At 49.9% G+C, this 2,588-nt stretch carries 2 protein-coding genes; both read left to right on the top strand.

Going from position 1 to position 2,588, the window contains the following annotated elements; all coding sequences use genetic code 11:
* Positions 1–549 precede the first annotated feature (549 nt).
* Positions 550–1,944: a calcium-binding protein gene (locus E1297_RS02845; RefSeq protein ID WP_155133656.1), complete on the top strand. Its 1,395-nt coding sequence runs from the start codon at positions 550–552 to the stop codon at positions 1,942–1,944.
* A 451-nt stretch (positions 1,945–2,395) separates the two neighbouring features.
* A partial coding sequence (locus E1297_RS49665; protein ID WP_209015612.1) for a hypothetical protein occupies positions 2,396–2,588 on the top strand: 193 nt, incomplete at its 3' end.

Genomic DNA, 2,588 nt, shown 5'->3' on the forward strand with positions numbered 1-2,588 from the left:
AAGGGCCGCCGCCCGCCAATCGTGCTGTCCTATCACCAATGCTGTGCCGAATGTCATGTTTCCTCCGGTTCATGCCGACTACCGACAATCCTCCCGGGAAAGGGGCTGCCCGCATCCACTGGCCTGTCTGGCGCTCAATCATAATGGACTTTCCACTTGCCACTTGGTGTCAAGTTTTACATGATCTTTTCAAGTTTAACTTCAAGAAGTGAAACAATACTAACCCGTCTGATTCTGAGTTCTCTATATTCTGTCTGTCTTGAACTCAAAAAAACAAAATACAAACACAACCATCGCATTTTCAGCGAAAAAATACATCGGCAAGAGGAAAATCTTATCCGTATTTATATGATAAGAAAAAATCACAGCACGCAGATAAATATTTGATTTTTATTGATAAAATTCAATTAATTATTATTAATACTAAATTAATTCAGTTTTCGCAATTTTTATACTTTAATAAAACTTAAGGAGCGTAAGTTTTACTTGGTCATGTCCTGTGCCGCAGCAGGGAGCGTGGGGCGTTATTGAACATAATTGGAGTTTCAAATGGCAATTGAACGTGTACTCAGCGCAGAAGCTGTCGCAATTACCGAAAACACCACAGGAGACATTTTCCAATTTTCCCGCGCCACCCAAATCTCGCAAAATGCAGAAGCCGACTCTGAAGTTGTTTACTCCCTTTCCGGCGAAGACGCCGATCTGTTTACAATCGACGAAAATGGCACCGTCAACCTGGCTGAGGGCTTCGATTTCGAAAACCCGACTGATTATGATACCGACGGCACCTATGATGTCACAATTACCGCGAATTTTGTGAACAAAAGGGGCGTCGAAGTCACAATTACCCAGGATCTGACAGTTTCGGTCGAAGATGACCCGGACGAAGAAACTGCAGTTGTTGCCGAGGACACTGTTTCCGGAGAAGACGCAGAAACTGATGCTGAGGAAACATCGACAAATGACAACCTCGAGCAAGAAGATTTAGCTACTGATACCGTAACAGACCTCAGCGAAGAAGATGAATCTGCAGAAGTTATAGACGATAGCGACCTTGCCGATGCAACCACCGGCGATGAACTCACTGACGACTTAACCGTGGATGAAGAGCCGATTGACAACGAAGGCGAGGACACGCTTTACGGCGATGAAGGGGACGATCTTATAGTCGACGACGCCGACGACGATGACACCGTGGATGAAGAGCTGGTTGACTCCGAAGGCGACGACACGCTTTACGGCGATGAAGGAGACGATCTTATAATCGACGACGTCGACGACGCCGAGGGGAATGATGAGATCGATGACAGCGTCGAGGAAGTTGTAGTCGACGGAAACACCTATACCGGAACCGACGAGGCAGACGAAATTTACACCACCGGGTCGGCGGACACTGTGGAAGCCCTTGGCGGTGATGATTACGTATATGCCGATTTTGGTGATGACTGGGTTTCCGGCGGCGAGGGTAATGACGAATTGGTTGGCGCAGGCGGACAGGACACAATCTACGGCGGCGAGGGCGACGACCTTGTCATCGGCAATGGCTCCAATGACCTGCTCTACGGCGGGCTCGGCGATGACGAAATCAGGGGCGGCGGTGGAATCGACGTGATCGACGGTGGAGCGGGCGATGACACGCTTTCCGGGGGCCGGAATGATGACATATTCGTGCTGTCTACTGGAAACGACATTATCACAGACTTCGATCCGACGGCGGAGACCATCGTCCTGAATGACGCCACATTCACCTTTCTCGATGAAAATGGTGAGACCACTTCCGGGACCGGCATCGACGCGGCGCTGGCAGCAATGACCGACACGGATGACGGCGTGACTTTCAGCTATGTACTGGATGGAGAAGAGAGCAGCCTGACCATCTCCGGTGTGACTGCCGAAGAACTCAGTTCCACCTCATTCCTGACGTCAGAAGACGAAATTGCGTAAAAGCCGGCCAAACATAAGCTGACACTCGAGATTGCATTACCAGCGGGTATGGCCGGTAATGCGCTCTTCTCTTGAAGCCGTATCTTCGATATTAGTAGCTTGCTAGCCCGCCAGATCACATGGTTTCAGCCGAAAGCACAAGCCGGCCATCGGCCAGTTCATAAACGCTCGGGCCTCTGGAGCTGGAGTAGGCTTCCAAAATCTGCCATGTCCGCCCTGAGCATAACTTTGCAGATTCATCGACTTTGCAGCCTATTCAGGGATACGCCGCTCGCATAAGCCGTCATTTCCTGCTCCTCACCGAGCCAGGCACACGCTGCCGCAAAACCGGACTCTGGTATGCACTTCGGCAATCATACGCAGGTTTTTGCGATCCATTTGCGGAAAAAAATCGCTAATATTTACATCACCTGCTCTACACATCCTCTAAATCAATCTGCTTAAGGCAGGTATGATCGGGACCGTCGATCTACATCTCAAACCACGGTCGATCTTATTGATGCACATGTTTGCCCAAGGCGTGCATCCACCGACCATAAACCGATTAGAGGCAGCAGGCAGCCAAAACGACAGAACTGCCGCCCGGGCGCATTTCCCGTATTTGCCGCTTCCATTTTTATGTCCTATCATTTTGCCAAGAACCC

The organism is Roseibium sp. RKSG952, from assembly GCF_009711355.1.

What these genes read in the sequence shown, in the direction of transcription:
- E1297_RS02845 (WP_155133656.1), top strand. Translation starts at nt 550, where the DNA reads ATGGCAATTGAACGTGTACTCAGCGCAGAAGCTGTCGCAATTACCGAA.